Genomic DNA, 24,052 nt, shown 5'->3' with positions numbered 1-24,052 from the left:
GGCTCTCACACGAGTGCGTTACGTTTGGCCATCTCGATAAGTTCTACAAGTGATTTGGCTTTGAGTTTTTGCATCAGGCGTTTTTTGTAGGTGCTGACGGTTTTATTGCTGAGGAACATACCCTTGGCTATTTCCTTGTTGGTACGACCCTGAGCAAATAGTTGCAATACCATCAACTCCCGATCATTGACGGATTTGAAAAGTTCCAGTTCTGCGTAACGAATATCGTCGCTGCGCACCGGATTCAACGCCTGGCTGGGGAAATAGTTGTAACCGGAAAGTACTGCCTTTATCGCGCTGACCAGTTCGCTCAAGTCTTCTTGTTTACAGACATATCCTGACGCGCCGGACTGCATGCAGCGAATACCGAATAAAGTCGGGCACTGGGCGGTCAGTACCAGGGTCTTCAATGGTGAACTCATGGCGTTGAAGCGGGCCAGCACTTCCAGGCCGTCGAGCTTGGGGATACTGATGTCGAGAATGATCAGATCAGGCATGCACTCGCGCACCATCTGCATGGCATCGACCCCGTTATCGGTTTCACCGACGACCTTATAACCTTCATGTTCCAGCAGCATGCGAACGGCGAGACGGATGACCGGGTGATCGTCAACAATAAAAACGGAGTTCATAATCAAATCCCATACAAGCACGAATAAAGCGCGCACCTTAGCTCAGATGAATGAACACTCGCATGAACTGACTTGGCTCCAGTCGCGTTATCGGATAATTCCTACAATTAATGAGGAAAGGGACTACGGCCAAACTAGGATCAACGTAAGGAAGTGCAGGGATGGTATCGGCTTATAGTTGGCTGTGTTTGTTTTGCAAGTGCTGGATGTCAATAGTTATTTCATCACTGTTTAAGTGTGCTGATTCGTCGCTTTTTTGTTGTTGGTTGTTTTGCCGTTATATCCCGGCATAAAACTGCTAAATGCACTCGTCGAAAATGACATTGCAGGTAGAAAACGATCGACAGGTAATCAGCCTGCCGGCGGTACCGGCCGGCTGAATACTCTGGATCAGTGGCTGGAGCGCCCAGTCATTTCCAGCGCCATGTCGCTGGCGTAGCTGTCGGTCATGCCAGCGATGAAATCGATCATGCGCAAAAACGATGCGTGCAATGAACCTTGTGGGTCCGGCGCATTGTTGCCCAGCAAATCGAGGATGCGTCGGCTTTTGAACGACGGAGTACGCCCATTGTGCTGTTCCAGCGCGGCGCCGCAGAACGAATTGAGCAGAATCTCCAGCGTCGTATAGGCGCCGATTTCGTGCAGGGTTTTGCGTTTGTCCTGAAAGATCTTCTTGCGCGCAATGTCCTTGGCGTTCAGCACACATCGCTTGGCCGGGCCGTGCATGTGCTCGACCAGATCGCCGTGCAACGTGCCGGCGAGCAGTGCGTCCTGTTGCTCGACAAAGGCCCGCGCGGCGGCGTTGGTCAAATGCTCGATGGCTTTGCCGCGCAGGATCGCCAGTTTGCGCCGCCGCGAATCCTGCGGACCGAGTTGGCGATAGGTTTCCGGTAAATCATCGCCCACGAGGCCGAGCAGCAGGGATTCGACTTCGGCGTACTCCAGCAACTCCATCTCAAGACCGTCTTCGAGGTCGATCAGCGCGTAGCAGATGTCGTCAGCGGCCTCCATCAGGTACACCAATGGATGGCGCGCCCAGCGTTGGTCTTCCAGTTGCGGCAGGCCGAGCTTGTGGGCAATTTGCTCAAGCAGCGGCAGTTCGCTCTGATAGCAGCCGAACTTGTGCTTCTTGTAACCGAGGGAGTCGGCGTGACGAGCCGTCCACGGATACTTCAGATAAGTGCCGAGGGTGGCGTAGGTCAGGCGGGTGCCACCGTCGAACTGATGGTACTCAAGCTGCGTGAGCACGCGGAAGCCCTGGGCATTGCCTTCGAAGTTAAGGAAGTCACCGCGCTCGGCTTCGCTCATGCCGTCCAGCCAGCCGCGCCCGGCCGCTTGCTGAAACCAGTGGCGAATGGCGTCTTCACCGGAATGGCCGAACGGCGGATTGCCGATGTCGTGAGCCAGGCAGGCCGACTGCACAACCATCCCCAGGTCGGCAGGATCACACCAGTCCGGAAGGGCACTGCGCAGGGTTTCGCCAACGCGCATACCCAGCGAACGGCCCACGCAGCTGACTTCCAGCGAGTGGGTCAGGCGTGTGTGGATATGATCATTACTGGTGACCGGGTGCACTTGGGTTTTACGGCCCAAGCGACGGAATGCTCCCGAGAAAATGATGCGGTCATGGTCTTTATGAAAAGGGCTGCGGCCAAGCTCTTGCGGGCTGTACAGCGGCTTTCCGAGGCGTTCGCGGTTGAGCAGGGTTTGCCAATCCAAGGCTGATTCTCTCCGTCAGGTGACTGAATTGACCTAGCTTCCCGGTTCAGCCGTATGCCTGCAAGCGGAACTATAATCCTGCAGCATCGATATCGATCAACAGCAGGCGTTCGCCATTGTCGAAGAACTGCCCGGCCGTCAGGCAATACTGATTGCTGGTGGCATCTCGGTAGGTATTGGAGAGGGTCAGACGCCGTTCGTCCCAACCTTCGGCCAACAGATGATAGAAGTACGGACGCCACGACCAGTTGTGTCCCAGATAGCGGTTGTCGGCGATCCAGCCGTTGTGGCGCCATTCCAGATTGGGGGTCAGTTGCGTGCCGTGGCGGTCGCACTGATAAAACCGCAGCAGCCATGGAAATGCTTCCAGGTGGGGCAATGCACTGAGTGGCGCACGGGCTTGCGCCCATTTTTGCAGGATCGCCATCAATTCACTGAGTTGCTGGCGCATCTGCATCAATCGCCCACGCTCGGCGAGCTTCTGCTGAACGTAACGCTGGCGCAGCTCGGCAAAGCGCTGCACAAAGGCGTCGGTGGCAAAGAACGCCTCCTGCGCCCGAGCGAACAGGAAACCCTGCACGTAGCGCGATCCGCATTCCAGAGCGAAATTCAGCTGCGCCTCGGTTTCGACCCCTTCGGCAATGATCCAGCAGCCGGTTTTCTCGGCCATTTGCGCCAGGGCCTTGACCACATCACTGCTCGGCCCGCCCAACGCGGCGGCCTGAAACAGTCGCATGTCGAGCTTGAGGATGTCCGGTTGCAGCGCCAGCACTCGATCGAGTTGCGAATAGCCGGCGCCAAAATCATCAATGGCAATCCGTGCCCCAGCCTCGCGATAACGCGCAACCACTTCGGCCAGACGTTGGCCATTGCCGCCCAGTTCGGTGATCTCGAACACAATGCGCTGTGGATCAACGTTGTGTCGCGCCAGTTGCTTGAGGCTGGGCAGGGCCTGGTCGGGGCGCAGGCGACTGATCCAGCGCGGCGACATATTGAGACTGAGAAACCAGTCAGCCGGGGCTTCATGCAGACGGCTCAGGGCGTTGTCGCGGATCTGCCGGTCGAGGCGGCGCAGGGCCATGGCCGGCGTGCGCGGGTCAGCGAACAGCGGCCCGACCGAGGTCAATTGTCCATCGCTCTGGCGCAGGCGGCCCAAGGCTTCGACGCCGGCGATGCGTCCAGTGGCGGTATCGATGAAAGGCTGAAAACAGGCGAGCGGTTGCCCGTCGATCACGGGGCCTCCTTAGTCGTTCTTGTTCTGGTTGAAACCTGCCGACCGGGTAGGCGTTCAGGATTGAACCTCTTCTAGAAAGAGGTTCATCCCGAAGGTATTGCAAGAATGTAGCCAGTTGCGAGAGGTCAGCGTTTGCCCGAACTCTGCATGACCAGTTTGATCAGTGGCCCGAGGCTGGTACCGAGGCGAACCAGTCGGGTCAGGCCACCGACGCCGCCACTTTTCGCGCCCTTACCGGTGATGAATCCCAGCAGGGTGACAGCGGCCACGCCCCACAACGGCGCGTGTTTGATGCCGAATCCGCCTTGCAGGTTTTGCGACATGCCGCGCATGCGCTGCAAGGGTTGCAGCACTTGCCCGGCTTCGTGACGGATTTCCTGACGATGCATTTCCATGCGCAGGCGGATCAGTGCCTTGCGCATTTCCCGACGAGAGCTGTTATGTGGAAGTTCAGGCAGGCTCATGGCAGCAGACGCTCCCGGTCGTTGGCCAGCTCTTCGAGCGTGCCGTGGAAGGGCGAGGATTCATCGAAGACCGCAGCCTTGAGGCGCAATCCACAGAAAGCGGCCGCGAGCGTATAGAACACGCACAGGCCGATGATCGCGGGCAGGCGATAGGTATCCCAGAACACGATTAACACCAGCGTCGACAAACCTACCAGCAACAGAAGGGCAAACACCAAAGCCAAGCCTGCGAACAGCAACAGGCTGACGGTACGTGCTTTCTGCTCCTGCAATTCGATGCCGAACAATTCGACATGACTGTGCAGCAAGCCAAGGACAGCGGCGCCCAGACGCCGCGTGGAGGAAGTGGTGCCCGCAGCCGGGCCGGATTCACCGATCGACATAATCAGCGCCGAGTAGCCAGCAGGCCGATCAGAAAACCTACACCGGCAGCGATGCCGACGGATTGCCACGGATTGGCCGACACGTAGTCTTCAGTGGCGGTGACCGCCGCCTGACCGCGCTCGCGCAGGGTGTCTTCGGTCAGCTTCAGGGTTTCCCGTGCACGCAGCAGGCTGTCGTGGATCTGTTCACGCAGCTCATCAGCCTGATCGCCGGCCAGAGTGGCGGTGTGCTCGAGCAACCGTTCGGTGTCGGCGACCAATGTCTGGAAGTCGTTCATCAGGATTTCTTGAGCAGTCTTTGCCTTGATGCTGGCCATGGGTGGATCTCCGTAAGTGGCGTCTGAAGCGTTCGAGTATGAGCCTTGCGCGAAGGTTCAGTACAAATGACTGGTACAGCTTTTGCTACGTCGTGGTGCGTCGCCCGACAGTCGTGCGCTGTTGCCGAGCGTACAAGCGGGAAAACCTTAACTCAAATAACCACGGTTCGTATCAAGGCATCGACCTTGTGCGCCAAAGCGGTTCATCGGACAGCCTGATCCATGACTGCGCGGTCGCAACTTGGTGCATGAAATGCTCGTATGAACTGATTTGGTGCTCTATTTACCTGCCAGGTCTGCCTCTTTATGGAAAATCTGCAAAGCGCTGTGGACACGTTGGTTCACAGCTCCAATACGTTGTTCATTCTGATCGGTGCGGTGATGGTGCTGGCGATGCACGCCGGTTTCGCATTTCTGGAAGTCGGTACGGTGCGCCAGAAAAACCAGGTCAACGCCTTGTCGAAGATCCTCAGCGATTTCGCCGTCTCGACCCTGGCCTATTTCTTTATAGGCTATTGGATCTCCTACGGCGTGACGTTCATGCAGCCGGCGGCGGTGCTGAGTGCCGATCATGGCTATGGGCTGGTGAAGTTTTTCTTTCTGCTGACCTTTGCCGCAGCGATCCCGGCGATCATTTCCGGCGGCATTGCCGAGCGGGCGCGTTTCGTTCCTCAGTTGTGTGCCACAGCGCTGATCGTGGCGTTCATTTATCCGTTTTTCGAAGGGATGATCTGGAATGGCAACTATGGCCTGCAAGCCTGGCTGACGGCGCAGTTTGGTGCGGCGTTCCATGATTTCGCCGGCTCCGTGATGGTACATGCCATGGGCGGCTGGCTGGCGCTGGCGGCGGTGCTGCTGCTTGGCCCGCGCAATGGGCGTTATCGCGATGGTCGACTGGTCGCGTTCGCTCCGTCGAGCATTCCGTTTCTGGCTTTGGGCTCGTGGATTCTGATTGTCGGCTGGTTCGGCTTCAACGTAATGAGCGCACAGACGCTGCAGGGTGTCAGCGGACTGGTGGCGGTCAACTCGTTGATGGCGATGGTCGGTGGCACGGTGGCGGCGTTGATCGTCGGGCGCAATGACCCGGGCTTTCTGCACAACGGCCCGTTGGCCGGGTTGGTGGCGATCTGTGCAGGTTCTGATCTGATGCATCCGGTCGGCGCACTGGTGACCGGCGCCATTGCTGGTGCACTGTTCGTCTGGTGCTTTACCGCCGCGCAGGTCAAATGGCGCATCGACGACGTCTTGGGCGTATGGCCGTTGCACGGATTGTGTGGCGTGTGGGGCGGGATTGCCTGCGGGGTTTTCGGCCAGACAGCGCTCGGTGGTCTTGGTGGCGTCAGCCTGATCAGCCAGTTGATCGGCACTGCGCTCGGCGTGGCGGTGGCGCTGATCGGCGGCTTCGTCGTTTACGGCGGGATCAAGGCGCTGCATGGCCTGCGCCTGAGTCAGGAACAAGAGTATTACGGCGCCGATCTGTCGTTGCACAAGATCGGCGCGGTGAGTCAGGACTAATTTTCAACATCGTCGGCCCCGGGATAAAAACCGTGCAGCAGGCGATAGCGATCAATGCGCACCTGATCGACTTTCTCCTGTACCTGATGCGCTGGCAGGCCGAGCATGATCAAGGCATGCGAGGCGAGCATCAGGCTCGATTCCAATAGTTCCGGCACCACTTCGGTGGCGCCGGCGGCCTTCAGTTCGGCCCATTGGCTGTCGTCACGGGTGCGCACCAGAATCGGCACGTGCGCATTGAGTCGGCGAGCTTCCTTGAGGATGCGCAGGGCGACATCGCTTTGATCCACGGCAATCACCAGCAATCGTGCACGCATCAGGCCGATGGCGGTCAGCAGTTCGCCGCGAGAGGAGTCGCCGTAATGCACGTCACTTTCCCCGCTCGAGGCTTCCTGTACCCGCACCGGGTCGTTGTCCAGAGCGATGTAAGGCTGCTTTGCGTTGCGCATGAAACGGCCGATCGATTGGCCGACGCGGCCGTATCCGCAAATCACCACATGCTTGTCGAGACTGGCGTTGAGCGCGCTGATCTCCTCGATCTGTGCTTCCTGATTGGGTTTGCGGTGCAGGACCGCGGCGATACGTGGTGCCGCACGCAGCAACAGCGGTGTCAGCAGCATTGAGCAGAACGTCGCCGCGAGCAGCAGGGCGCCCAACTCTGCCGGCATCAGGCTGTTTTGTTGCATCTGCGCCATCAGTGCGAAGCAGAATTCTCCCCCTTGGGCCAGCGCCAAACCACTGCGCCACGCGGTTTCACTGTCACTGCCGCGCCACTTCACCAGCAGCGCCACCACGATGCCCTTGATCACCATCAAACCGAGGGTCAGGCCGAGGATCAGCAGGCTGTGACTGACGAACAATTGCAGGTCGATCAGCATGCCGATGCTGACAAAAAACACCCCGAGCAGAATGTCGCGGAAAGGCCGGATATCGGCTTCGATCTGATGTCGGTAGTGGCTTTCACCCAACAACATGCCGGCGAGAAAAGCGCCAAGGGCAGGGGACAGGCCGAGCAAGTGAGTCAGCCATGCGGTCAACAGCACGATCACCAGCGCCAACAGTACGAATAACTCAGCCGAGCGCGACGCAGCCACTTCATGGAACAGCCGAGGCAACAACCAGCGACTGGCGAGCAGCAGACCGACAAACAGCACCACGGTTTTCGCCAGGGTCATCGGCAATGCCCAATACCAGACCTGATCACTGCTTCCGGCGAACACCGGCACCAGGGTCAGCAGCAAGACCGCGACCACGTCCTGAAACAGCAGAACGCCGACGGCATTCTGGCCGTGATTGCTGAACACTTCGCCGAGGCTGCCCAGCTCTTTGGTCACGATCGCCGTGGACGACAGCGACAGTCCTGCGCCAAGCAACAGTGCAGAAGTCATCGGCATGCCCAGCGACATCAGCAGCAGACCCAACAGCGCCGTGCTGATCAGAACCTGCTGGCTGCCCAGACGAAATACGACCTGGCGCAGCGCAATCATCTTCGACAGGGAAAACTCCAGGCCCAACGAAAACAACAGGAACACCACACCCAGTTCAGCCACGTCGGGGAGGTGTTCACTCTCGTTGACCCAATCGAAGGCACTCGGCCCGACGAGCAAGCCCACGCACAGGTAGCCCAACACCGGCGGCAATCGCAGGCGACGGAACAGCGCAATCACCACGAGGGACGAGGCGAGGATGATCAACAGGTTGGCAAACACTGGACACTCCGATGTCAGGGCTCTGGCTTCTCAAGCGTAGAGGCAAAAAGACCGGGAGCATTGCGTAATTGGTTTTTCAGCGGGCTGATTTGCGTCAGGGTTTTGCGAGTGAAACGCCACAAATACGCTTAAGCCTTCGGGCTGCGGTGGCTCGACGGGTTTTCAGGGGCGGCATAGAATAGGGGCACTCATTTCTGGTCGAAGCCATCATGCCTCCTGAATGTCAGCTGTTCGGCACCTTGGGGTGTCATCTGTGTGAAGTCGCGGAAGCTGAACTGATGCCCTTTGTCGAGCACGGCTTGCTCGTTGAGCTGGTTGATATCGCCGAGGACGAGCGCTGGTTTGAGGCTTACGGCCTGCGGATTCCGGTACTGCGTCGAATCGACACCGGGGCTGAACTGGACTGGCCGTTCAGCGCCGATGAGGTCGTGGCGTTTCTCCGTTAATCAGCTTTCATGCAGCATTCCGCTGGTCGCTCACGCGCATCCAGCCCTTGGCACTTCCCGGTTTGTTCGGTTACTGTATGTTCATACAGTAATTGGGTCAGAGGGATGAACCGTGGTCAATGTCGAACAGTTGAAGAACAGCGTTAACCGGATGTCGGTTGATGTGGTGCGCGAGGCCGTTCTCGAATTGCGCCTGGACGGGTTGGTCACGGAGGGCAAGACGCCATTCAACAAACTGCATTTCAATACCTGTTTTGCCGAGATCGAAGCCCTGTTTCAGCGCGCCGGTTATCACAAGCAGTTGGACGTGGTCGGTTATCAGGGTTTGCTCTACGCCTTGTACGACCCGGGCCGCTGGGAGGCGGTCGACGTGTTGCGCTGGCTCAAGGAATTCACCGAGGCGGCGGCGCTCAAGTCGATTCCCGCCTGAGGATTCAGCGCTAGGTTCGTTTCCCCCAGTGTTGGATAATGCCGGACTGCTTTAACGGGTCGAGTTTCCGTATGTCCACATCAACATTTTCCGCTGCACAGAATCAGGCCAGCACACTGTACTTGCCGCCGGGTACTTGGCTGACCGTACTTGATTGTTTGTGCGAGCATTTCAGTGCCATTGGGCGCGAGCAGTGGCTGGACCGGATTGCCCGGGGGCGGGTGCTGGATGGCCAAGGTCAGCCGATTGCGTTGGACTTGCCCTATAAGGAAGGCCTGCGGATTCACTACTTTCGCGAAGTGCCGGACGAAAAACCGATACCGGTGGTCGAGTCGATTCTTTATGCCGACGAACATCTGGTGGTGGCTGACAAACCTCACTTTCTCCCGGTGACCCCTGCCGGCGAGTATGTCGAACAAACCTTGCTGCGCAGGCTGATTCGTCGGCTGGACAATCCTCATCTGGTGCCGCTGCACCGGATCGACCGGCATACGGCGGGGCTGGTGATCTTCTCGGCTAATCCGCAAACCCGTTCCGCGTATCAGTCGCTGTTCCCGACACGGCAGATCGACAAGCGCTACGAAGCGATTGCCCCGGCATTGCCTGAACTCAGTTTCCCCTTGGTGCACAAAAGCCGCCTTATTGATGGCGAGCCTTTTTTCCGTATGCAGGAGGGGCCGGGCGTCAGCAACACCGAAACGGCTGTGGAAGTCCGGGAAAAGAACGGCGATCTCTGGCGCTACGGCCTGTATCCGGTGACCGGCAAGAAACATCAACTGCGCGTGCACATGACCGCGTTGGGGGCGAGCATCTGCAACGACCCTTTTTACCCGGATGCACTGAAAGACATCGAGGATGACTACGCCAATCCACTCAAATTACTGGCACAAGGGCTGCGATTTATCGATCCGGTGACCGGTGAGGAACGTGAATTCGAAAGTCGCATCACCCTGCAATGGTGACATCGGTGCCATTTTTCGAGCGCCCATGAAAAAGCCCGCATATCTATGCGGGCTTTTCTGTATCCGGTGTCGACCCAGAGCTTACAACTCTTTAACGGTACGAACCTGATCCTTGTTGATGCGGGTTTCTTTGCCGTCGAGCTGTTTGAACTCGTAGAAGCCCGAATCATCATCGTATTGCGGGGTGTCGACGGCCTGGATTTCGCGACCGTCATTCAAGGTGATCACTGTTGGCGACGAGCAACCGGCGAGGGTAGCTAGGCCCAGTGCGAGCATGAAAGTGGCGAGGGTCCGTTGAGTCATGAGTGTGTCTCCGAATGGGAATTCTTTTGGTTACTGAGCTTGAGACGTATACAAGGCGTGAGAGTTCCTTGAATAGTGTCAGTCTGACACAGTGTTGTGCGCATTTAACAGGTCGGGGGTGTTCAGGTTGGCCAGCCGTGGGTCGTTGTCGGGACAGTGCAGCGCGGTGGCGCCGAGACCGCGCATGACCCGCCCGGGGCTGCGTTCCCCGGCATTCCAGGCGTCTTCGAAGGCCGGTAAGAGGGCGACCGGGATCACGCACAACAACGGTTCCCAGTGCTCGTCATGGCGCAACATTAATGGTTTGTCATGATGCAGATTCGCGGTCTCGCGCATGCTTTGTAGCAACGCACCATCAATACGCGGGACATCGCAGGGCAATACCAGCAGATGCGAATGGCGTGCGGCTTTCAGGCCGGCGCGAATACCGGCCAACGGACCGGGAAAGTCACCCTCGTCGTCCACCACCAACTGATCGGCGAACGGCGCGTAAAGCTCACGATTACGGTTGCAGGAGATGATCAGGTCATCGGTGAGCGGACGGGTCTTGCGCTGTAGATGCGCAATCAACGGCTCGCCCAGCCACTCCACCAGACCTTTGTCCTGACCGCCCATGCGTTGCCCGCGTCCACCCGCCAAAAGCAAGATGGAGCAGGGCGGCAGTTGCGTGTCAAAGGTCATGGCAGCTCTCCGGAGGGCGGCGAAAAAAGGGGGCGCTGTGATATAACACCAGGCTGTTTTCCCTACAACTGGAAGAGCCTATGAAAGCCAAGGCTGATGTACCTTTCGTGCCGCTCAATATTGCGGTTCTGACTGTCAGCGATACCCGAACCCTGGAAACCGACACTTCAGGCCAGGTCTTCGTCGACCGACTGGCGGCCGCCGGCCACAATCTGGCAGCGCGGGTCCTGCTCAAAGATGACCTCTACAAAATTCGCGCGCAAGTCGCCAACTGGATTGCCGACGATGTCGTACAGGTGGTGCTGATCACCGGTGGCACCGGGTTCACGGGCCGCGACAGCACCCCTGAAGCCGTCACGTGTCTGCTCGACAAGCAAGTGGATGGGTTTGGGGAGTTGTTCCGGCAGATATCGGTGGCTGATATCGGCACCTCGACCGTGCAATCCCGAGCGCTGGCCGGTCTGGCCAATGGCACGCTGGTTTGCTGCTTGCCGGGTTCGACCAATGCCGTGCGTACGGGGTGGGATGGGATTTTGGGTGAGCAACTGGACGCTCGTCACCGTCCGTGCAATTTCGTTCCTCATCTGAAACAGGCAGCGCCTTGTGAATCCCGTGGGTAAGCCGGGCAAGACGGGCTCGTTGATGCCCGTCGAAGTGGCGCTGGCGCGACTGCTGGAAATGGCCGAGGCCTCGCCAATCGTCGAGCACGAATATTTGCCACTGGCTCAAGTCGAGGGTCGGGTACTGGCCGAAGATCTGGTTTCGACCCTGGATCTGCCACCTTGGCCCAACAGTGCCATGGACGGATATGCCTTGAACCTCTCGGACTGGGCGGGCGAACCGCTGCCGGTTAGTCAAAAGGTGTTTGCCGGGCAGTCTCCGGAAGCTTTGAAACCCGGTACCTGTGCGCGAATCTTCACGGGGGCGCCGATACCACCCGGTGCCAATTGCGTGGAAATGCAGGAAAACGCTGACGTTCAGTCCGATGGAAGCGTGCGTTTCGTTGAAGCTCTGAAGATCGGGCAGAACATTCGCCCCCAAGGCCAGGAAACAACCGTCGGGGAACTGATACTTCCCGCCGGAACGCGACTTGGTCCGATTGAGCAAGGCTTGTCCGCGTCGCTGGGCTGCGCCGGGCTGAAAGTTGTGCGCAAGGTTCGAGTTGCGGTGATTTCTACTGGCGACGAACTGGTCGAACCGGGTCAGCCATTGGGGCCGGGGCAGATTTACAACAGTAATCGGGTGTTGCTGTGCAGTTGGTTACTGCGTCTGGGCTGTGAGGTGATCGACGCTGGCATTCTTCCTGATGACCTTGCCACCACCCGTGCCCGGCTCGGTGAGTTGCAGAATGTTGATCTGATACTTTCCACCGGTGGTGTATCAGTAGGTGAAGCGGATTTTCTGGGTATTGCCCTGCGAGAAGAGGGCGAACTGGCCCTTTGGAAACTGGCCATCAAGCCCGGAAAACCGCTGACATTCGGACATTTCCGCAATGTGCCGGTCATCGGCTTGCCTGGTAACCCGGCGTCGACGTTGGTGACCTTTGCTCTGCTGGCTCGCCCCTACCTGTTGCGCCGGCAGGGAGTGCGGGATGTCGAGCCTCTGAAGTTCCCGGTGCCGGCAGGCTTCACCTGGCCGGTTGCCGGCAATCGCCGTGAATACCTGCGTGGGCGTCTCGAGCAAGGGCGGGCGACGATCTATCGTAACCAGAGTTCCGGTGTGCTGCGCAGTGCCGCGTGGGCAGATGGATTGGTTGAAGTGCTGGAAGGCCGCACTCTGAATGTAGGGGATGAGGTCGTTTTCATTCCACTGAGTGATCTACTGGGCTGATCTAGCGTAAATGCAGGCGTCGGCTGAAACAGTCGATGCCTGCAATGTTTCTCTGAGTCAATGGCTGATCAGCGTAACAAGCTGGTCGAATCGGCTATTGGCCACCCAACCCAGCAGAGCCAGTACTACTGCTGTTGCACCCGCCGAATAGGCAAGACGGTGTTTGATTGTTCTGACGTCACTACGAACTTCGTCCATGTCCCGTCGAATGTATTTGAGGTGGGTTTCCAGCTCGGTAACACGAGGTTCCATATCAACTTCTCCAGTGGTCTTGGCGTTGCTTTTGAACTCGGACTTGGGGTTCGCGCGACTTTCGGCGAGAGGGCCAACCGGACTCACTGGCATTCTGGCTTCAAGGCTCTGCATGGAAAAATCCAACAGCGGCTGTTTCGGATAGAAGCCAGTAACCTTTTCCATCTGTCGAGCTGTTAAAAAAACTCGGGGTGTATCGACTCATTACATGCACGTCCTTGTGTTATTGGGATGATTGATACCGCCGACACACGGTGAACCAATGGCCGAGCTTGGTCAATTAAGCCGATTCCTCTTGTTTTGTAAGAAAAAATACCGCTGTGTAAGACGCCTCGTCCGGTCGCTTGAATTAATTGTCATTCTTGCGGCTTTTTTAGGTGCCGCTGCGGTCAAGATGTTTCAACCGATTCAATTCAGGGAGTGACGCTATGAGTGAACGCCGGGCACTGTTGATTCTGCATGGCAAGCAGGCACTCAACGAGGCGGTTCGCGCCGCAGTCGAGGACAAACGCAAGCAAGGCTGGGAATTGGCAGTGCGTCTGACGTGGGAGGCAGGCGATGCCCAACGATGGGTGGAGCAAGCGCTGGCGGATGGCTATCGGCAGATCATTGCCGGTGGCGGAGACGGCACTTTGCGCGATATCGCCGAAGCTCTCGCGGCGCATCCGGGGAAAGCCAGTCTGGTACTTTTGCCCTTGGGGACTGCCAACGATTTTTCCCGCGCAGCGGGAATCCCGCTGGAGCCGGCCGAGGCGCTTGAGCTTCTCGATGTACCCGCGCGTGATATTGATCTGGGTGAAGTGGGCGGGCAGATTTTTCTCAACATGGCCACCGGTGGTTTTGGCAGTCAGGTCACGGCCAATACTTCAGAGGATCTGAAGAAAGTGCTGGGCGGTGCGGCCTATCTGTTCACCGGTCTGTCACGATTCAGCGAGTTACATGCCGCATATGGCGAGCTGCAGGGGCCGGATTTTCACTGGAGCGGTGAGCTGCTGGCATTGGGGATCGGTAATGGTCGTCAGGCGGGAGGCGGGCATGTGCTGTGTCCGCAGGCACTGGCCGACGACGGATTACTGGATGTCAGCATCTTGCCAGCGCCACAGGAGCTGGTCGGCACGTTGAAGAGTCTGCTGAGCGACGGTTTTGGCATCGACAACATGTTTGTGCGAACCCGTTTGCCGTGGGTCGAAATCAAGGTCGCCGAGGGGCTGTACATTAATCTTGATGGTGAACCGCTGGAAGGCGAAAGCATGCGATTCGAGGTAAGGCCTGCGGCGTTGCAGGTGCACCTGCCGAAGGACTCGCCTCTGTTGACCGTCAAGCAGCCTCTCAATCGTCCAGACTGATGATCTGTTCGCGCACGGCGAACAGCACCAGGCCTGCCACATCGTAGATTTGCAGACGCTTCATGATTTGCGAGCGGTGGGTCTCGACGGTCTTGATGCTCAAGCCCAGGCCGTTGGCAATTTCCCGGGTCGATTTGCCCCGCACGATCAAGCGCAGGATTTCCAACTGTCGGGCGGTCAGATTGTGCGAGTCGGCGATTTCCGGCTGTTGCTTCTGATTGCGGGTCAGCGCCTGGGTGATCACGGTGTGGGCGATGGCCGGACTCAAGTAACGCTCGTTGTTGCGCAAGGCTTCCAGCGCGTGCTCGAGTTCGGTGGCGGTGGTGTCCTTGAGCAGATAACCGTGGGCGCCGGATTCCAGCGCCTGCATGATCAGCGCGGGGTCCGTGTGCATCGACAGGATCAGCACTTTGCTCTGCGGACGCACCCGCTTGAGCCGTTGCAGGGCTTCCAGGCCGCCGGTTTCTTTCATGGATATGTCCAGCAGCACGATATCGGGGCTCAGTTGCTCGACCATCTCCAGCAACTGCGAGCCGTCGTTGGCCTCGCCAATCACCGCGTAACCGGGAATATCCAGCACCAGAGCGCGCACGCCGGCCCTGATCAGCGAGTGGTCATCCACCAGAAGTAAGTTACAAGTCAACGCATAACCTTATTCGTACTGGCCCGCTCGAGTGCACGGGGCGCCCAGGGGAAAAGTGCTTCGATTTGAGTGCCTTTGCCCGGTTCGCTGATGACGCTCAGGGTGCCACCCAATTGTTCGATCCGTTCGGCCATCCCGGCCATGCCGCGTTGTCCTTCACGACCCGGATTCGCGGCCGGAGCGAATCCCTTTCCGTCATCGCTGATCAGCAATGTCAGGCCTTTTGGCAGGCGTTGCACGCGTATCAACAGATTTCTTGCCTGCGCGTGTCGCAGGATATTGGTCACGGCCTCTTGGGTAATGCGAAAGGCGGCGACCGCCATTTCTTCCGGAATGCCGTTCAGGCGCTGCTGGCAATCGAGACTCCAGTGCACGCTGGTGTTGGTCAAAGTCTTGAGCAGGTGCGCACGCAGGCTGGCCTCAAGACCGAGGCTGGTCAGTTGACGTGGATTGAGAATGGCCGAGACATCGCGCACCTTGTTCAATGTTTCTTCTAGGGTGTCGCAAAGCGCCGTGCATTGCTCCTGCAAATCTTCCGGCATGCGCCGTTTAAGCCAGTCGCTCTGAAGTTTGGCGGCCGTCAGCAACTGGCCGATATCGTCGTGCAGCTCACGGCTGAGGCGATGGCGTTCGTTTTCCTGGACTTCCAGCAGGCGGTCAGCGAGTTCTTGCGGCTGGAATTTGATCGATTTGCGCGACAGCCGATATTGCACCCAGACGCAGGCGGTGGCGGCGATGTTCAGCAGCAACAGTCCCAGGCCGATCTGTGTGGAAAAACCATAGGTCAGCAGGCTGCCAAGTGTGGCCGCGATACACAGTATGAGCGTGAACCGGCGTGCATTTTCCCGGGAGGGTGGCCATGTTGTGATCGACTTGAGGCTGGCGTACATAACGGATGGAGCCAATGGATTTTCGCTGCGGGCAGACCGGCCGGTGGCTGGCGGGTCTCTGTCTGAAAATGCTGTCAATTATGTTATTGATTTCAACGTGGTTCAGTGTGCGTATTTTGACTGCCAACTTCGTAGATGTCTTTCTCTGAAGTCACTGTGCCATTAACTAGAAGGCAACTAGTGGGCGGCATAATACCACTTAAGATACCGTTGGTCGCGTTCGCTATATATGTCCAATGAGCCAGCAAATACGCCATGTTGGACGCGAGTTCCATAACTGGGGGAAATCGATTTATTGTCATCGATAGATATCGGTGTTGCCTGAAGTTGGGTTCTTTAGACACAGGCAAACCCTGAGCCCGGCTGGAAATATTCGCCTCTGTCAGGTGTGATTATTTAATTCGATTTGTCGCTGGCAGGTATGAACTGTTCAATTGCGACATTGGACGATGCGAACGGCGATCTTGTCAGCGGTGGATCACACCCTATCAGGCCTGGCGCTCCGAAAAGGACAAGAGGGGCAAGCGTTTGGCTGTGAGCGCTGGTTGAAACTCGGGTTGACCAACTTGAAAGGCGAAGGCCTCGATCAGCAAGGTTTGTTCACTGTTATCGAGGCTCAGTTGTCCGGTGTTCTGGTCGACCAGTTCAAGTTGCCAGGCCATCAGTGTGAAGCAATCCTTCAATGCATCCAGGGCCTGTTGGTGCAGGTCGACGTGGTCCTGAGCCAGATTGAGCAAGCCGTAAATATGCAGGGAAAACTCGGAAATCGCTTCAAGCGCCAGGGCTTCAGCTCTGCTGGCAAGCTTGAGGAGCGTGCTGAGCATGCAGTCGATGGCGTCCTTGTCGTTGCTGATCAGTTGCAGATGACTGAGGCATTCTTCGGACTTGGCCAGGAGCGTTTCAGCTTCGACAAGAAATTCGGGGAACCGTTGCGCCCACTCTTTACGGTCGATTGGCATGCTTATCTCCACAACGTCATGTCTGATGAGGGAATGCCGTGTGTGACGACGATCGTGAATCGTCGGGAGATCGCGCCCAGACGTGCAGGTACACAGGCTGAGAGGTTCCAGGGGGTTTGTTTCCGCTGAACTGCGATCGCACACAATAGCCTGACTCCGTTCATGCAATGAGAATGGCGTCACATTAATGGCTATTGGATATTGCGAATATCAGGTTGGGCCTGATTGTTACTAGGGGAATCCCTTAGGCGCGGGAACCTACCGTGCAAACCGAGGTCGCGCCGCGAAGACTTTAGCAGATGAAAAACACGGGGCCAGTAAAGCATGATGTTAATGTGACATCAATGCCCTGATGTGGCATTTTGATAGTGATTTCTGCGGGGATCAAGATTCGGCATTTACAGCCGATAACACCTCTTAGTGAATTCATCAGAACAACCCCAGGAGTCATTGATGGCCGGCATTCTCGACACGGTAGACCAACGCACGCAACTGGTGGGTGAGAATCGCCTGGAAATTCTCATGTTCCGCCTGGCCGGACGGCAATTGTTCGCGATCAACGTGTTCAAGGTTCAGGAGGTTCTGCAACTGCCAAAGTTGACCCTCATGCCTCAGCGTCACCCGTTTGTCTGCGGTGTGGTCAATCTGCGCGGGCAGACCTTGCCGGTGATCGACCTTTCGCAAGCGATCGGCATGCGTCCACTGGTACCCGGTCCGAACAGCACCATCATCGTCACTGAGTACAACCGCTCGGTGCAGGCCTTCCTCGTCGGTGGTGTGGATCGCATCGTCAACATGAACTGGGAAGCCATTCTACCGCCGCCAACCAGTGCTGGCCGCCAGCACTATCTGACCGCGATCAGCAAAGTTGACGATCAGTTGGTGGAAATCATCGACGTCGAAAAAGTGCTCGCCGAAATCGTTCCGTACAACGCCAAGGTATCGCGCGACAAGCTCGATGATCCGGTGCTGGAACGTGCCCGTGGCCGAGAAGTGCTGCTGGTGGACGACTCCAACGTGGCACTCTCGCAATTGCGTGACACGCTTGGCCAGCTCGGCGTGAAAATGCACATTGCCAGTGATGGCCTGAAGGCGCTGAACATGCTCAAGGCCTGGGCCGACACCGGCGTGAACATGACCGACAAACTGCTGATGGTGTTCACCGACGCGGAAATGCCGGAGATGGACGGCTATCGCCTGACCACCGAAATCCGCAACGATCCACGCCTGCGTGGGCTGTACGTGGTGTTGCACACCTCGCTGTCAGGCAGTTTCAACGACTCAATGGTGAAGAAGGTCGGCTGCGATAATTTCCTCTCCAAGTTCCAGCCGGACAAACTGGTCGATGTGGTTCGCCAGCGTCTGATGCTCGATGAAGTGCTGGCCTGATAGCCCTGCTCAAAGGCTGACTTCATGTCAGCCTTTGATTCGTTGATGAAGCTCGTATAGGGTGGCGTTTTTTACCCATCAGGGAGCTGGCCATGCTGCGTCTGAGCGCGCTTTATCGTTACCCGTTGAAATCCGGCAAAGGCGAGGTTCTGCAAGGGATCAGCCTGGACAAGCTGGGGCTTGAGGGTGATCGACGCTGGATGCTGGTGGACGAAGCCAGCGGGCGTTTCCTGACTCAGCGCGCAGAAGCGAAGATGAGCCAGTTGTCGGCACTGTGGAATGCCCACGGCGGACTGACGCTCAGCGCACCTTCGCATGCGTCGATTGAAATCGCCGTGCCGGACAGCGGTGCCGAACTGCGTGGTGTGACCATTTGGCGTGACACCTTGCGGGTGCCGGACGCTGGCGATGACGCAGCGAAGTGGGCCAGTGATTTCATCGGTAAGCCGACCCGTCTGGTGCAGGTGCCTGTGGATCGTGCGCGTACGACGCAGGCTGGTTATGGCAAGGAGGACGATCAGGTCGCATTCGCCGATGGTTTTCCGTTGTTGCTGATCGGTGAAGCGTCGCTGCAGCACCTGGCGCAACAGGTCGGACGGCCGCTGGAAATGCTGCGTTTCCGGCCGAATCTGGTCATTGAAGGCAGCGACGCGTATGCCGAAGACAGTTGGAAGCGTGTTCGTATTGGCGATGTCGAGTTCCGCGTAGTCAAGTCGTGCTCACGCTGCATCCTCACCACCATCGACCCGCAAACGGGCGAGCGCAGCGCTGATCGCGAACCGCTGGCGACGCTGCAAAAGACTCGCGCGCAGGCCGATGGCGCGATGTTCGGGCAGAATCTGGTGAATGACAGCAATGGTCGTCTTGAGGTCGGGATGCCGGTGGAAATTCTCGAGTAACCCAACCCTGAAATGAAAAATGCCCGTGTCTTTGGACACGGGCATTTTTATTACGCCGGGGGAAAGCCGTGGACTCAGCCGCGGTATTCGCACAGGTAAGCGGTGTCGACTGCGACTTTCAGCTGGAACTTGCTGTTGGCCGGTACGTTGAACTGGCTGCCGGCGGCGAAGGTTTCCCAATCGTTGCTGTCGGGCAATTTGACGCTCAGTGCGCCGGAAACAACGTGCATGATTTCACGCTGGGCCGTGCCGAATTCGTATTCGCCCGGAGCCATGACGCCGATGGTCGCCGGACCTTCAGCGGTGCCAAAGGCGATCGACTTGACGGTACCGTCGAAGTACTCGTTGACTTTAAACATGGGCGATTCCTCGAAAAGGGCTAAAAAGTGGGGCGGCCAGTATGCACAAGGCCATTAACGCCGTCACGCCCCTAAAGCGGCAGAACCAGCGGCAGCAAGCGTGCGGTATTGCGCGCATCCTCCAGCGCCCGATGTTGCTGACCGCTGAACTGCATGCCGGCCAGTTGCAGCGCGCCGTTGAGCCCCAATGGCCGTTCCAGGCGCCGGGCCTTGGCGAAGCGTTGCTTGAGGTTCATATGCGGCACCCGGCTCAAGGCGCTGTCAAGTTGTAGCCGCTGCCATTCCTGCAATAACTGTTTGCGGTCGTAATCGCCCCAACTCGCCCAGCCTTCAAGACGTGTCTGATGCTGACCAAGCCAGCGCTCGAACGCTGGCCAGACCTCCGTCAAAGGCTGCGCCGTGTCGATATTGGCCTGGGTGATGTGCGTGAGTTCACGACAAAACGGCGTCAGCAATGGCCGACGTGTGGGTTTGACGAAACGCTGAAAGTGATCCTGTTCGCGTCCCGCACGATCGACCAGCGTGGCGCCGATTTCGATGATTTCCATTTCCGTAACCGGCCAGCCACCCTCGTCGGTGGTGGCTTCCAGATCAATGACCAGCCAATGGGGCATCGCAGGGTTCCTGATTTCCGCGTCCTGATAGATCAGAGCGTAGTCAAACCCTGCGTTTGCGCCTGGCGACTCACTCTACTTGCAACAGAACCTGACGATTTTTTACCTGATCGCCGACCTTGACCTGCACCCGCTTGAGCACGCCGTCGATGCCGGCCTTGAGCGGGTGCTCCATTTTCATTGCCTCCAGCACCACCAGCAATTGACCCTTGCTGACCGCGCTGCCTTCGCTGACCAGTACGTCGACGATGGCGCCATCCATCGGCGCCTTCAAGGTGCCGGAGCTGACGCTGGTCTGACTGCCGATCACGGCATGAGTTCGATCCTCCAGGCGCAGGCTGCCGGGATGGGTGAACAGCCAGAGTTGCCCGACATCGAGGCGATAGGCGTGACGTTGGCGCAGGCCGTCGATTTCCAGCGTGACCGATTTTTCGCTGTGATTAATCAGTTTCAGTTCAAGGGAGCGTTCCGCGGTTTGCACCTCAATCACCTCTCCCGCGAGCTTGAGCAGTTGCACGGTCCAGTTCTGCTCATCGAGGCCAAGCCGATAGTGCAGCGGTACATTGGCGTTGTTGCGCCAATGGCTCAAGGGCGCTCGGTGCTGTCGAGCGGACGCCTGGTAAAACAGCACAGCGGCAATGGCCAGTTCTTCGGCACTCGGTGTGTACGGGTGCAGGCTTGGGTGATCGCTGAAGTGCCGAGGAATGAATCCGGTACTGAATTCGCCACTGATGAACTGCGGATGTTGCAGCAGGTTGTCGAGTAATCGCTGATTGCTTTGTACGCCCAGCAGGACACTATCCTGCACCGCGCGCAGCAGTTTGCGCCGCGCCTCTTCACGGGTAGCGCCGTGAGCGATCAGTTTGCCGAGCATCGGGTCATAGAACGGGCTGACCGATTGCCCTTCGAACAGTCCGTGATCGATTCGTGCGCCGTGCTCAAGCGCCGGTTCCCATGCTTCGATGCGGCCGGTTTGCGGGAGAAAATCTTGCGTCGGATCTTCGGCGTACAGCCGTACTTCCATCGCATGACCATGGAGTTGCACTTGCTCCTGGGTCAACGGCAGCGGCTGCCCCTCGGCGACCGATAATTGCCAGGCGACCAGATCCAGCCCCGTGATCAATTCAGTCACCGGATGTTCCACTTGCAAGCGGGTGTTCATCTCCAGAAAGTAGAACTGCCCGCGCGCGTCGAGCAGGAACTCCACGGTGCCAGCGCCGACGTAATTCACCGCGCGCCCAGCCTTGAGCGCCGCTTCACCCATGGCCTGGCGCAACTCGGCGGTCATGACCGGGCAGGGCGCTTCTTCAATGACTTTTTGATGGCGCCGCTGGATCGAGCAGTCGCGTTCGCCAAGGTAGACCAGGTGGCCGTGGTGATCGCCAAACAGTTGCACCTCGACATGTCGCGGTTCGATCAGTGCTTGTTCGAGGATCAATTCGTCATTGCCAAATCCATTGAGGGCTTCAGAGCGGGCGGTACGCAGTTGTGCAGGCAGCTCGTCAGCGTTGTGCACAAGACGCATACCGCGCCCGCCGCCGCCGGCGCTTGCCTTGATCATCAGCGGGTATCCGATGCGTTCGGCTTCGCGCAGCAACGTTGCGTCGTCCTGTTCTGCACCTTGATAACCGGCAATGCACGGTACGCCGGCATCGAGCATGGCGAGTTTCGACAGGCGCTTGCTGCCCATCAATTCGATGGCGTCGGCGCTCGGGCCGATGAAGGTCAGCCCGGCCTGTTCGCAGGTTCGGGCGAATTCGGCGTTTTCCGAGAGGAAACCGTAGCCGGGGTGGATTGCATCGGCCCCGCTGCGGCGAGCCGCGTCGAGGATGGCGGGGATGTTCAGATACGACTGCTGCACCGGCGCCGGGCCGATGTGCACGGCTTGATCGGCCATTTGCACGTGCAGTGCATCGGCGTCGGCATCGCTGTAGACGGCGACGGTGCGATAGCCGAGGGCTTGGGCGGTGCGCTGGATACGGCAGGCGATTTCACCGCGGTTGGCGATCACGATTTTGTGGATGGCGGGCATGGGCTGTTCCCTCGAAAGTTGCGGTGTATGTGCTGGCCTCTTCGCGGGCAAGCCCGCTCCCACAGGGTCAGGTGGCCCACCCGGGTTTGCGTTTTTGCATGAACGCCATGGTTCCTTCGATTCCCTCGGCACCCGTCACCGCTTCGCTGAACCACTGCGCCGCCTCATCCAGCAGCTCACTTGATGGCTGCCCGGCACTGGCCAGCAGCAGTTGTTTGGTCATGGCATTCGCCTCTGGTGCACAGCACAAAACATGTTGCAGCACCTCATCCAACCGCTCGGCCAACGCTTGCGCATCCTGCTCGACAAAATGCACCAGCCCCAACCGCCGAGCCTGATGGCCGTCGAAACGCGCAGCGGTTAGGGCCAGGCGTCTGGTTTCAGTCAGGCCGATGCGTTGCACCACAAACGGGGCGATCTGCGCCGGTAACAGGCCGAGACTGGTTTCCGGTAAGCCGAACTGCGCTTTGTGGTCGGCAATTGCGATGTCGCTTACGCAGGCAAGACCGAATCCGCCGCCCATGACCGCGCCTTGCAATACGCAGATCAGCACTTGCCGCGCGTGCTGAGCTTCTTCGAGCAGCGCGCCGAACGTCCGGTTCAAATCACGGTAAGCGTCGGCTCCCTGGGCGCGGGCACTGGCCATGTCCTTGATGTCGCCGCCAGCGCAGAAATGTCCGCCGCTGCCGCTGAGCACCAGGGCCCGAACAGTCCGGTCATCGTGAACGGCCGCCAACACGGCGCGCAATTCGGTGACCATCTGCAGGCTCATCGCATTGCGGCTGTCCGGGCGATTGAGGGTGATGTGGAGTACGCCGCCGTGCAGCTCCAGCAGCAGCGTCTGGCAAGCGGGTAGGGTGCTCATTTCTTTTTCCCCGGCAAAATACCCATCAGTTTGCAGATGATCCCCAGCATGATTTCGTCGGCGCCGCCGCCAATGGACACCAGTCGCACATCGCGATAGGCGCGGGCCACCGGGTTGTCCCACATGAAACCCATGCCGCCCCAATATTGCAGGCAACTGTCGCTGACTTCGCGACCAAGGCGCCCGGCCTTCAGCTTGGCCATCGAAGCGAGGCGGGTGACGTCCTGGCCTTTGATGTACTGCTCGGTGGCCTGATAGACCAGCGCTCGCAGGCATTCGATTTCGGTCTGCAGTTCGGCGAGGCGGAAGTGGATCACCTGATTGTCGATCAGTGCACTGCCGAAGGTCTTGCGCTCCTTGCAATACTCAATGGTGCTGTCGATGCAGTATTCCAGGCCCTTGATCATGTTCGCCGCACCGAACAGACGTTCCTCCTGAAACTGCAGCATCTGCATCATGAAGCCTGCGCCTTCGTGACCGATGCGATTGCGCTGCGGCACGCGCACGTCGTCGAAAAACACTTGGGCGGTTTCCGAACTGCGCATGCCGAGCTTGTCCAGATGCGAACTGAGGCTGATCCCGGGCGTGTTCATCGGCACCATGATCAGTGACTTGTTGATGTGCGGCTTGTCGTCCGAAGTGTTGGCCAGCAGGCAGATGAAATCGGCTCTCGGCGAGTTGGTGATCCACATTTTGCTGCCGTTGATCACGTAGTCGTCGCCATCCTTGCGCGCGGTGGTCTTGAGCCCGGCAACGTCAGAGCCGGCACCGACTTCGGAAACTCCGATGCAGCCGACCTGCTCGCCGGTGATCGCCGGACGGAGGAATTCTTCGCGCAGTTCATCGGAGCCGAAGCGCGCCAGCGCCGGGGTACACATGTCGGTCTGCACGCCGATCGACATCGGAATGCCGCCGCAGTGAATGGTGCCGAACTCTTCGGCCGCGACAATCGAATAGCTGTAATCGAGGCCCATGCCGCCGAATTTTTCCGGTTTGGAAATCCCTAGCAAACCGAGTTCGCCAGCCTTGCGGAAAATCTCGTGGATCGGAAAGCGTCCGGCCTTTTCCCATTCCTCGACGTGCGGATTGATCTCATGGTCGACGAACTGGCGGACGGTGCGGCGCAGCGCTTCGTGTTCCGGGGTGAAGATCATTTTTATTGTTCTCCGTAAGATCCGT

At 58.3% G+C, this 24,052-nt stretch carries 27 protein-coding genes; 9 read left to right on the top strand and 18 right to left on the bottom strand.

The genetic code is table 11. From position 1 onward, the window contains the following. Positions 1–5: 5 nt before the first annotated feature. From ACA069_RS19825 to ACA069_RS19800, 6 genes are all read right to left on the bottom strand, one after another. Positions 6–632, bottom strand: coding sequence for a response regulator transcription factor (locus ACA069_RS19825; RefSeq protein WP_016985478.1), 627 nt, complete (start codon positions 630–632; stop codon positions 6–8). 390 nt (positions 633–1,022) lie between these two features. Continuing rightward, the gene (locus tag ACA069_RS19820) at positions 1,023–2,351 is read right to left on the bottom strand and encodes a deoxyguanosinetriphosphate triphosphohydrolase (protein ID WP_187679561.1); all 1,329 of its coding nucleotides are present in this window, start codon (positions 2,349–2,351) and stop codon (positions 1,023–1,025) included. 70 nt (positions 2,352–2,421) lie between these two features. Further along, the gene (locus tag ACA069_RS19815; RefSeq protein WP_401267136.1) at positions 2,422–3,585 is read right to left on the bottom strand and encodes an EAL domain-containing protein; all 1,164 of its coding nucleotides are present in this window, start codon (positions 3,583–3,585) and stop codon (positions 2,422–2,424) included. Positions 3,586–3,710: 125 nt separating this feature from the next. After that, entirely contained in the window at positions 3,711–4,049 is a 339-nt protein-coding gene (locus ACA069_RS19810) for a hypothetical protein (protein ID WP_187679559.1), read from the bottom strand. Continuing rightward, the gene (locus tag ACA069_RS19805; RefSeq protein WP_497615058.1) at positions 4,046–4,432 is read right to left on the bottom strand and encodes a phage holin family protein; all 387 of its coding nucleotides are present in this window, start codon (positions 4,430–4,432) and stop codon (positions 4,046–4,048) included. The genes ACA069_RS19810 and ACA069_RS19805 overlap by 4 nt, the downstream gene beginning before the upstream one ends. 2 nt (positions 4,433–4,434) lie before the next feature. Continuing rightward, positions 4,435–4,749, bottom strand: coding sequence for an ElaB/YgaM/YqjD family protein (locus ACA069_RS19800; RefSeq protein WP_122591936.1), 315 nt, complete (start codon positions 4,747–4,749; stop codon positions 4,435–4,437). Positions 4,750–5,055: 306 nt separating this feature from the next. Here ACA069_RS19800 and ACA069_RS19795 point away from each other — a divergent pair, with 306 nt between their 5' ends. Next, a complete protein-coding gene (locus ACA069_RS19795) occupies positions 5,056–6,264 on the top strand; it encodes an ammonium transporter (protein ID WP_497615057.1) in 1,209 nt (402 codons plus the stop codon). On the opposite strand, the gene ACA069_RS19790 is transcribed toward ACA069_RS19795, so the two are convergent. After that, complete coding sequence (locus ACA069_RS19790) at positions 6,261–7,973, bottom strand: cation:proton antiporter (protein WP_497615056.1); 1,713 nt, start codon at positions 7,971–7,973, stop codon at positions 6,261–6,263. The two genes, ACA069_RS19795 and ACA069_RS19790, sit on opposite strands and share 4 nt — an antisense overlap. Before the next feature lie 209 nt (positions 7,974–8,182). On the opposite strand from ACA069_RS19790, the gene ACA069_RS19785 reads away from it, so the two are divergent. The 3 genes from ACA069_RS19785 to ACA069_RS19775 all read left to right on the top strand — a co-directional run bounded on the left by ACA069_RS19785 (position 8,183) and on the right by ACA069_RS19775 (position 9,811). Beyond that, positions 8,183–8,419, top strand: a complete 237-nt coding sequence (locus ACA069_RS19785) for a glutaredoxin family protein (protein ID WP_401267145.1) — start codon at positions 8,183–8,185, stop codon at positions 8,417–8,419. A 112-nt stretch (positions 8,420–8,531) separates the two neighbouring features. After that, on the top strand, positions 8,532–8,849 hold the full coding sequence (locus ACA069_RS19780) for a transcriptional regulator (RefSeq protein ID WP_003226726.1): 318 nt from the start codon (positions 8,532–8,534) through the stop codon (positions 8,847–8,849). Between the two features lie 71 nt (positions 8,850–8,920). Further along, positions 8,921–9,811, top strand: coding sequence for a pseudouridine synthase (locus tag ACA069_RS19775; RefSeq protein ID WP_497615055.1), 891 nt, complete (start codon positions 8,921–8,923; stop codon positions 9,809–9,811). A gap of 81 nt (positions 9,812–9,892) precedes the next feature. Here the strand turns inward: ACA069_RS19775 and ACA069_RS19770 are convergent, their stop codons facing one another. Together ACA069_RS19770 and mobA are read right to left on the bottom strand one after the other, a co-directional pair. Beyond that, complete coding sequence (locus ACA069_RS19770) at positions 9,893–10,114, bottom strand: YgdI/YgdR family lipoprotein (RefSeq protein WP_187679553.1); 222 nt, start codon at positions 10,112–10,114, stop codon at positions 9,893–9,895. Positions 10,115–10,192: 78 nt separating this feature from the next. Next, entirely contained in the window at positions 10,193–10,795 is a 603-nt protein-coding gene (mobA, locus tag ACA069_RS19765) for a molybdenum cofactor guanylyltransferase MobA (RefSeq protein WP_489879098.1), read from the bottom strand. Positions 10,796–10,875: 80 nt separating this feature from the next. On the opposite strand from mobA, the gene moaB reads away from it, so the two are divergent. Together moaB and ACA069_RS19755 are read left to right on the top strand one after the other, a co-directional pair. Beyond that, a complete protein-coding gene (gene moaB, locus ACA069_RS19760) occupies positions 10,876–11,415 on the top strand; it encodes a molybdenum cofactor biosynthesis protein B (protein WP_187679551.1) in 540 nt (179 codons plus the stop codon). After that, on the top strand, positions 11,399–12,625 hold the full coding sequence (locus ACA069_RS19755; protein ID WP_187679550.1) for a molybdopterin molybdotransferase MoeA: 1,227 nt from the start codon (positions 11,399–11,401) through the stop codon (positions 12,623–12,625). Before moaB ends, ACA069_RS19755 begins: the two co-directional genes overlap by 17 nt. Before the next feature lie 57 nt (positions 12,626–12,682). On the opposite strand, the gene ACA069_RS19750 is transcribed toward ACA069_RS19755, so the two are convergent. Then, entirely contained in the window at positions 12,683–12,991 is a 309-nt protein-coding gene (locus tag ACA069_RS19750; RefSeq protein WP_187679575.1) for a hypothetical protein, read from the bottom strand. A gap of 314 nt (positions 12,992–13,305) precedes the next feature. On the opposite strand from ACA069_RS19750, the gene yegS reads away from it, so the two are divergent. After that, positions 13,306–14,223 (top strand): lipid kinase YegS, encoded by a 918-nt coding sequence (yegS, locus tag ACA069_RS19745; protein ID WP_489879101.1) that lies wholly within the window; start codon positions 13,306–13,308, stop codon positions 14,221–14,223. On the opposite strand, the gene ACA069_RS19740 is transcribed toward yegS, so the two are convergent. From ACA069_RS19740 to ACA069_RS19730, 3 genes are all read right to left on the bottom strand, one after another. Then, positions 14,207–14,866, bottom strand: a complete 660-nt coding sequence (locus ACA069_RS19740; protein ID WP_187679548.1) for a response regulator — start codon at positions 14,864–14,866, stop codon at positions 14,207–14,209. The genes yegS and ACA069_RS19740 overlap by 17 nt on opposite strands. Further along, entirely contained in the window at positions 14,863–15,756 is an 894-nt protein-coding gene (locus tag ACA069_RS19735; RefSeq protein ID WP_401267229.1) for a sensor histidine kinase, read from the bottom strand. The genes ACA069_RS19740 and ACA069_RS19735 overlap by 4 nt, the downstream gene beginning before the upstream one ends. 488 nt (positions 15,757–16,244) lie before the next feature. Continuing rightward, positions 16,245–16,715 carry a hypothetical protein gene (locus ACA069_RS19730; protein ID WP_187679547.1) on the bottom strand — a complete coding sequence of 157 codons (471 nt, stop codon included), beginning with the start codon at positions 16,713–16,715 and terminating at the stop codon, positions 16,245–16,247. Positions 16,716–17,168: 453 nt separating this feature from the next. Here ACA069_RS19730 and ACA069_RS19725 point away from each other — a divergent pair, with 453 nt between their 5' ends. Then, positions 17,169–18,104, top strand: a complete 936-nt coding sequence (locus ACA069_RS19725; protein ID WP_497615054.1) for a chemotaxis protein CheV — start codon at positions 17,169–17,171, stop codon at positions 18,102–18,104. 92 nt (positions 18,105–18,196) lie between these two features. Next, positions 18,197–19,003, top strand: a complete 807-nt coding sequence (locus ACA069_RS19720) for an MOSC domain-containing protein (RefSeq protein WP_497615053.1) — start codon at positions 18,197–18,199, stop codon at positions 19,001–19,003. A 74-nt stretch (positions 19,004–19,077) separates the two neighbouring features. Here ACA069_RS19720 and ppnP read toward each other — a convergent pair whose 3' ends face one another. The 5 genes from ppnP to atuD all read right to left on the bottom strand — a co-directional run bounded on the left by ppnP (position 19,078) and on the right by atuD (position 24,027). Beyond that, on the bottom strand, positions 19,078–19,362 hold the full coding sequence (ppnP, locus tag ACA069_RS19715) for a pyrimidine/purine nucleoside phosphorylase (RefSeq protein ID WP_169914502.1): 285 nt from the start codon (positions 19,360–19,362) through the stop codon (positions 19,078–19,080). Positions 19,363–19,433: 71 nt separating this feature from the next. Then, complete coding sequence (locus ACA069_RS19710) at positions 19,434–19,976, bottom strand: 3'-5' exonuclease (RefSeq protein ID WP_187679545.1); 543 nt, start codon at positions 19,974–19,976, stop codon at positions 19,434–19,436. A gap of 70 nt (positions 19,977–20,046) precedes the next feature. After that, positions 20,047–22,008: an acetyl/propionyl/methylcrotonyl-CoA carboxylase subunit alpha gene (locus tag ACA069_RS19705; protein WP_497615052.1), complete on the bottom strand. Its 1,962-nt coding sequence runs from the start codon at positions 22,006–22,008 to the stop codon at positions 20,047–20,049. 67 nt (positions 22,009–22,075) lie between these two features. Next, positions 22,076–22,873 carry an enoyl-CoA hydratase/isomerase family protein gene (locus ACA069_RS19700; protein WP_497615051.1) on the bottom strand — a complete coding sequence of 266 codons (798 nt, stop codon included), beginning with the start codon at positions 22,871–22,873 and terminating at the stop codon, positions 22,076–22,078. Continuing rightward, entirely contained in the window at positions 22,870–24,027 is a 1,158-nt protein-coding gene (atuD, locus tag ACA069_RS19695; protein ID WP_497615050.1) for a citronellyl-CoA dehydrogenase, read from the bottom strand. Before atuD ends, ACA069_RS19700 begins: the two co-directional genes overlap by 4 nt. Positions 24,028–24,052 lie beyond the last annotated feature (25 nt).

The organism is Pseudomonas sp. LBUM1652, assembly GCF_059716105.1.
The sequence above is the reverse complement of the archived record's forward strand: the minus strand, read 5'-3'. Positions and strand labels throughout refer to the sequence as shown.

Bases quoted from the DNA above. Each gene is read 5' to 3' on its own strand.
- ACA069_RS19825 (WP_016985478.1), bottom strand. From the start codon at position 632: ATGAACTCCGTTTTTATTGTTGACGATCACCCGGTCATCCGTCTCGCC.
- ACA069_RS19810 (WP_187679559.1), bottom strand. From the start codon at position 4,049: ATGAGCCTGCCTGAACTTCCACATAACAGCTCTCGTCGGGAAATGCGC.
- ACA069_RS19805 (WP_497615058.1), bottom strand. From the start codon at position 4,432: ATGTCGATCGGTGAATCCGGCCCGGCTGCGGGCACCACTTCCTCCACG.
- ACA069_RS19800 (WP_122591936.1), bottom strand. From the start codon at position 4,749: ATGGCCAGCATCAAGGCAAAGACTGCTCAAGAAATCCTGATGAACGAC.
- ACA069_RS19795 (WP_497615057.1), top strand. From the start codon at position 5,056: ATGGAAAATCTGCAAAGCGCTGTGGACACGTTGGTTCACAGCTCCAAT.
- ACA069_RS19785 (WP_401267145.1), top strand. From the start codon at position 8,183: ATGCCTCCTGAATGTCAGCTGTTCGGCACCTTGGGGTGTCATCTGTGT.
- ACA069_RS19775 (WP_497615055.1), top strand. From the start codon at position 8,921: ATGTCCACATCAACATTTTCCGCTGCACAGAATCAGGCCAGCACACTG.
- ACA069_RS19770 (WP_187679553.1), bottom strand. From the start codon at position 10,114: ATGACTCAACGGACCCTCGCCACTTTCATGCTCGCACTGGGCCTAGCT.
- mobA (WP_489879098.1), bottom strand. From the start codon at position 10,795: ATGACCTTTGACACGCAACTGCCGCCCTGCTCCATCTTGCTTTTGGCG.
- moaB (WP_187679551.1), top strand. From the start codon at position 10,876: ATGAAAGCCAAGGCTGATGTACCTTTCGTGCCGCTCAATATTGCGGTT.
- ACA069_RS19750 (WP_187679575.1), bottom strand. From the start codon at position 12,991: ATGCAGAGCCTTGAAGCCAGAATGCCAGTGAGTCCGGTTGGCCCTCTC.
- yegS (WP_489879101.1), top strand. From the start codon at position 13,306: ATGAGTGAACGCCGGGCACTGTTGATTCTGCATGGCAAGCAGGCACTC.
- ACA069_RS19735 (WP_401267229.1), bottom strand. From the start codon at position 15,756: ATGTACGCCAGCCTCAAGTCGATCACAACATGGCCACCCTCCCGGGAA.
- ACA069_RS19730 (WP_187679547.1), bottom strand. From the start codon at position 16,715: ATGCCAATCGACCGTAAAGAGTGGGCGCAACGGTTCCCCGAATTTCTT.
- ACA069_RS19725 (WP_497615054.1), top strand. From the start codon at position 17,169: ATGGCCGGCATTCTCGACACGGTAGACCAACGCACGCAACTGGTGGGT.
- ACA069_RS19720 (WP_497615053.1), top strand. From the start codon at position 18,197: ATGCTGCGTCTGAGCGCGCTTTATCGTTACCCGTTGAAATCCGGCAAA.
- ppnP (WP_169914502.1), bottom strand. From the start codon at position 19,362: ATGTTTAAAGTCAACGAGTACTTCGACGGTACCGTCAAGTCGATCGCC.
- ACA069_RS19710 (WP_187679545.1), bottom strand. From the start codon at position 19,976: ATGCCCCATTGGCTGGTCATTGATCTGGAAGCCACCACCGACGAGGGT.
- ACA069_RS19705 (WP_497615052.1), bottom strand. From the start codon at position 22,008: ATGCCCGCCATCCACAAAATCGTGATCGCCAACCGCGGTGAAATCGCC.
- ACA069_RS19700 (WP_497615051.1), bottom strand. From the start codon at position 22,873: ATGAGCACCCTACCCGCTTGCCAGACGCTGCTGCTGGAGCTGCACGGC.
- atuD (WP_497615050.1), bottom strand. From the start codon at position 24,027: ATGATCTTCACCCCGGAACACGAAGCGCTGCGCCGCACCGTCCGCCAG.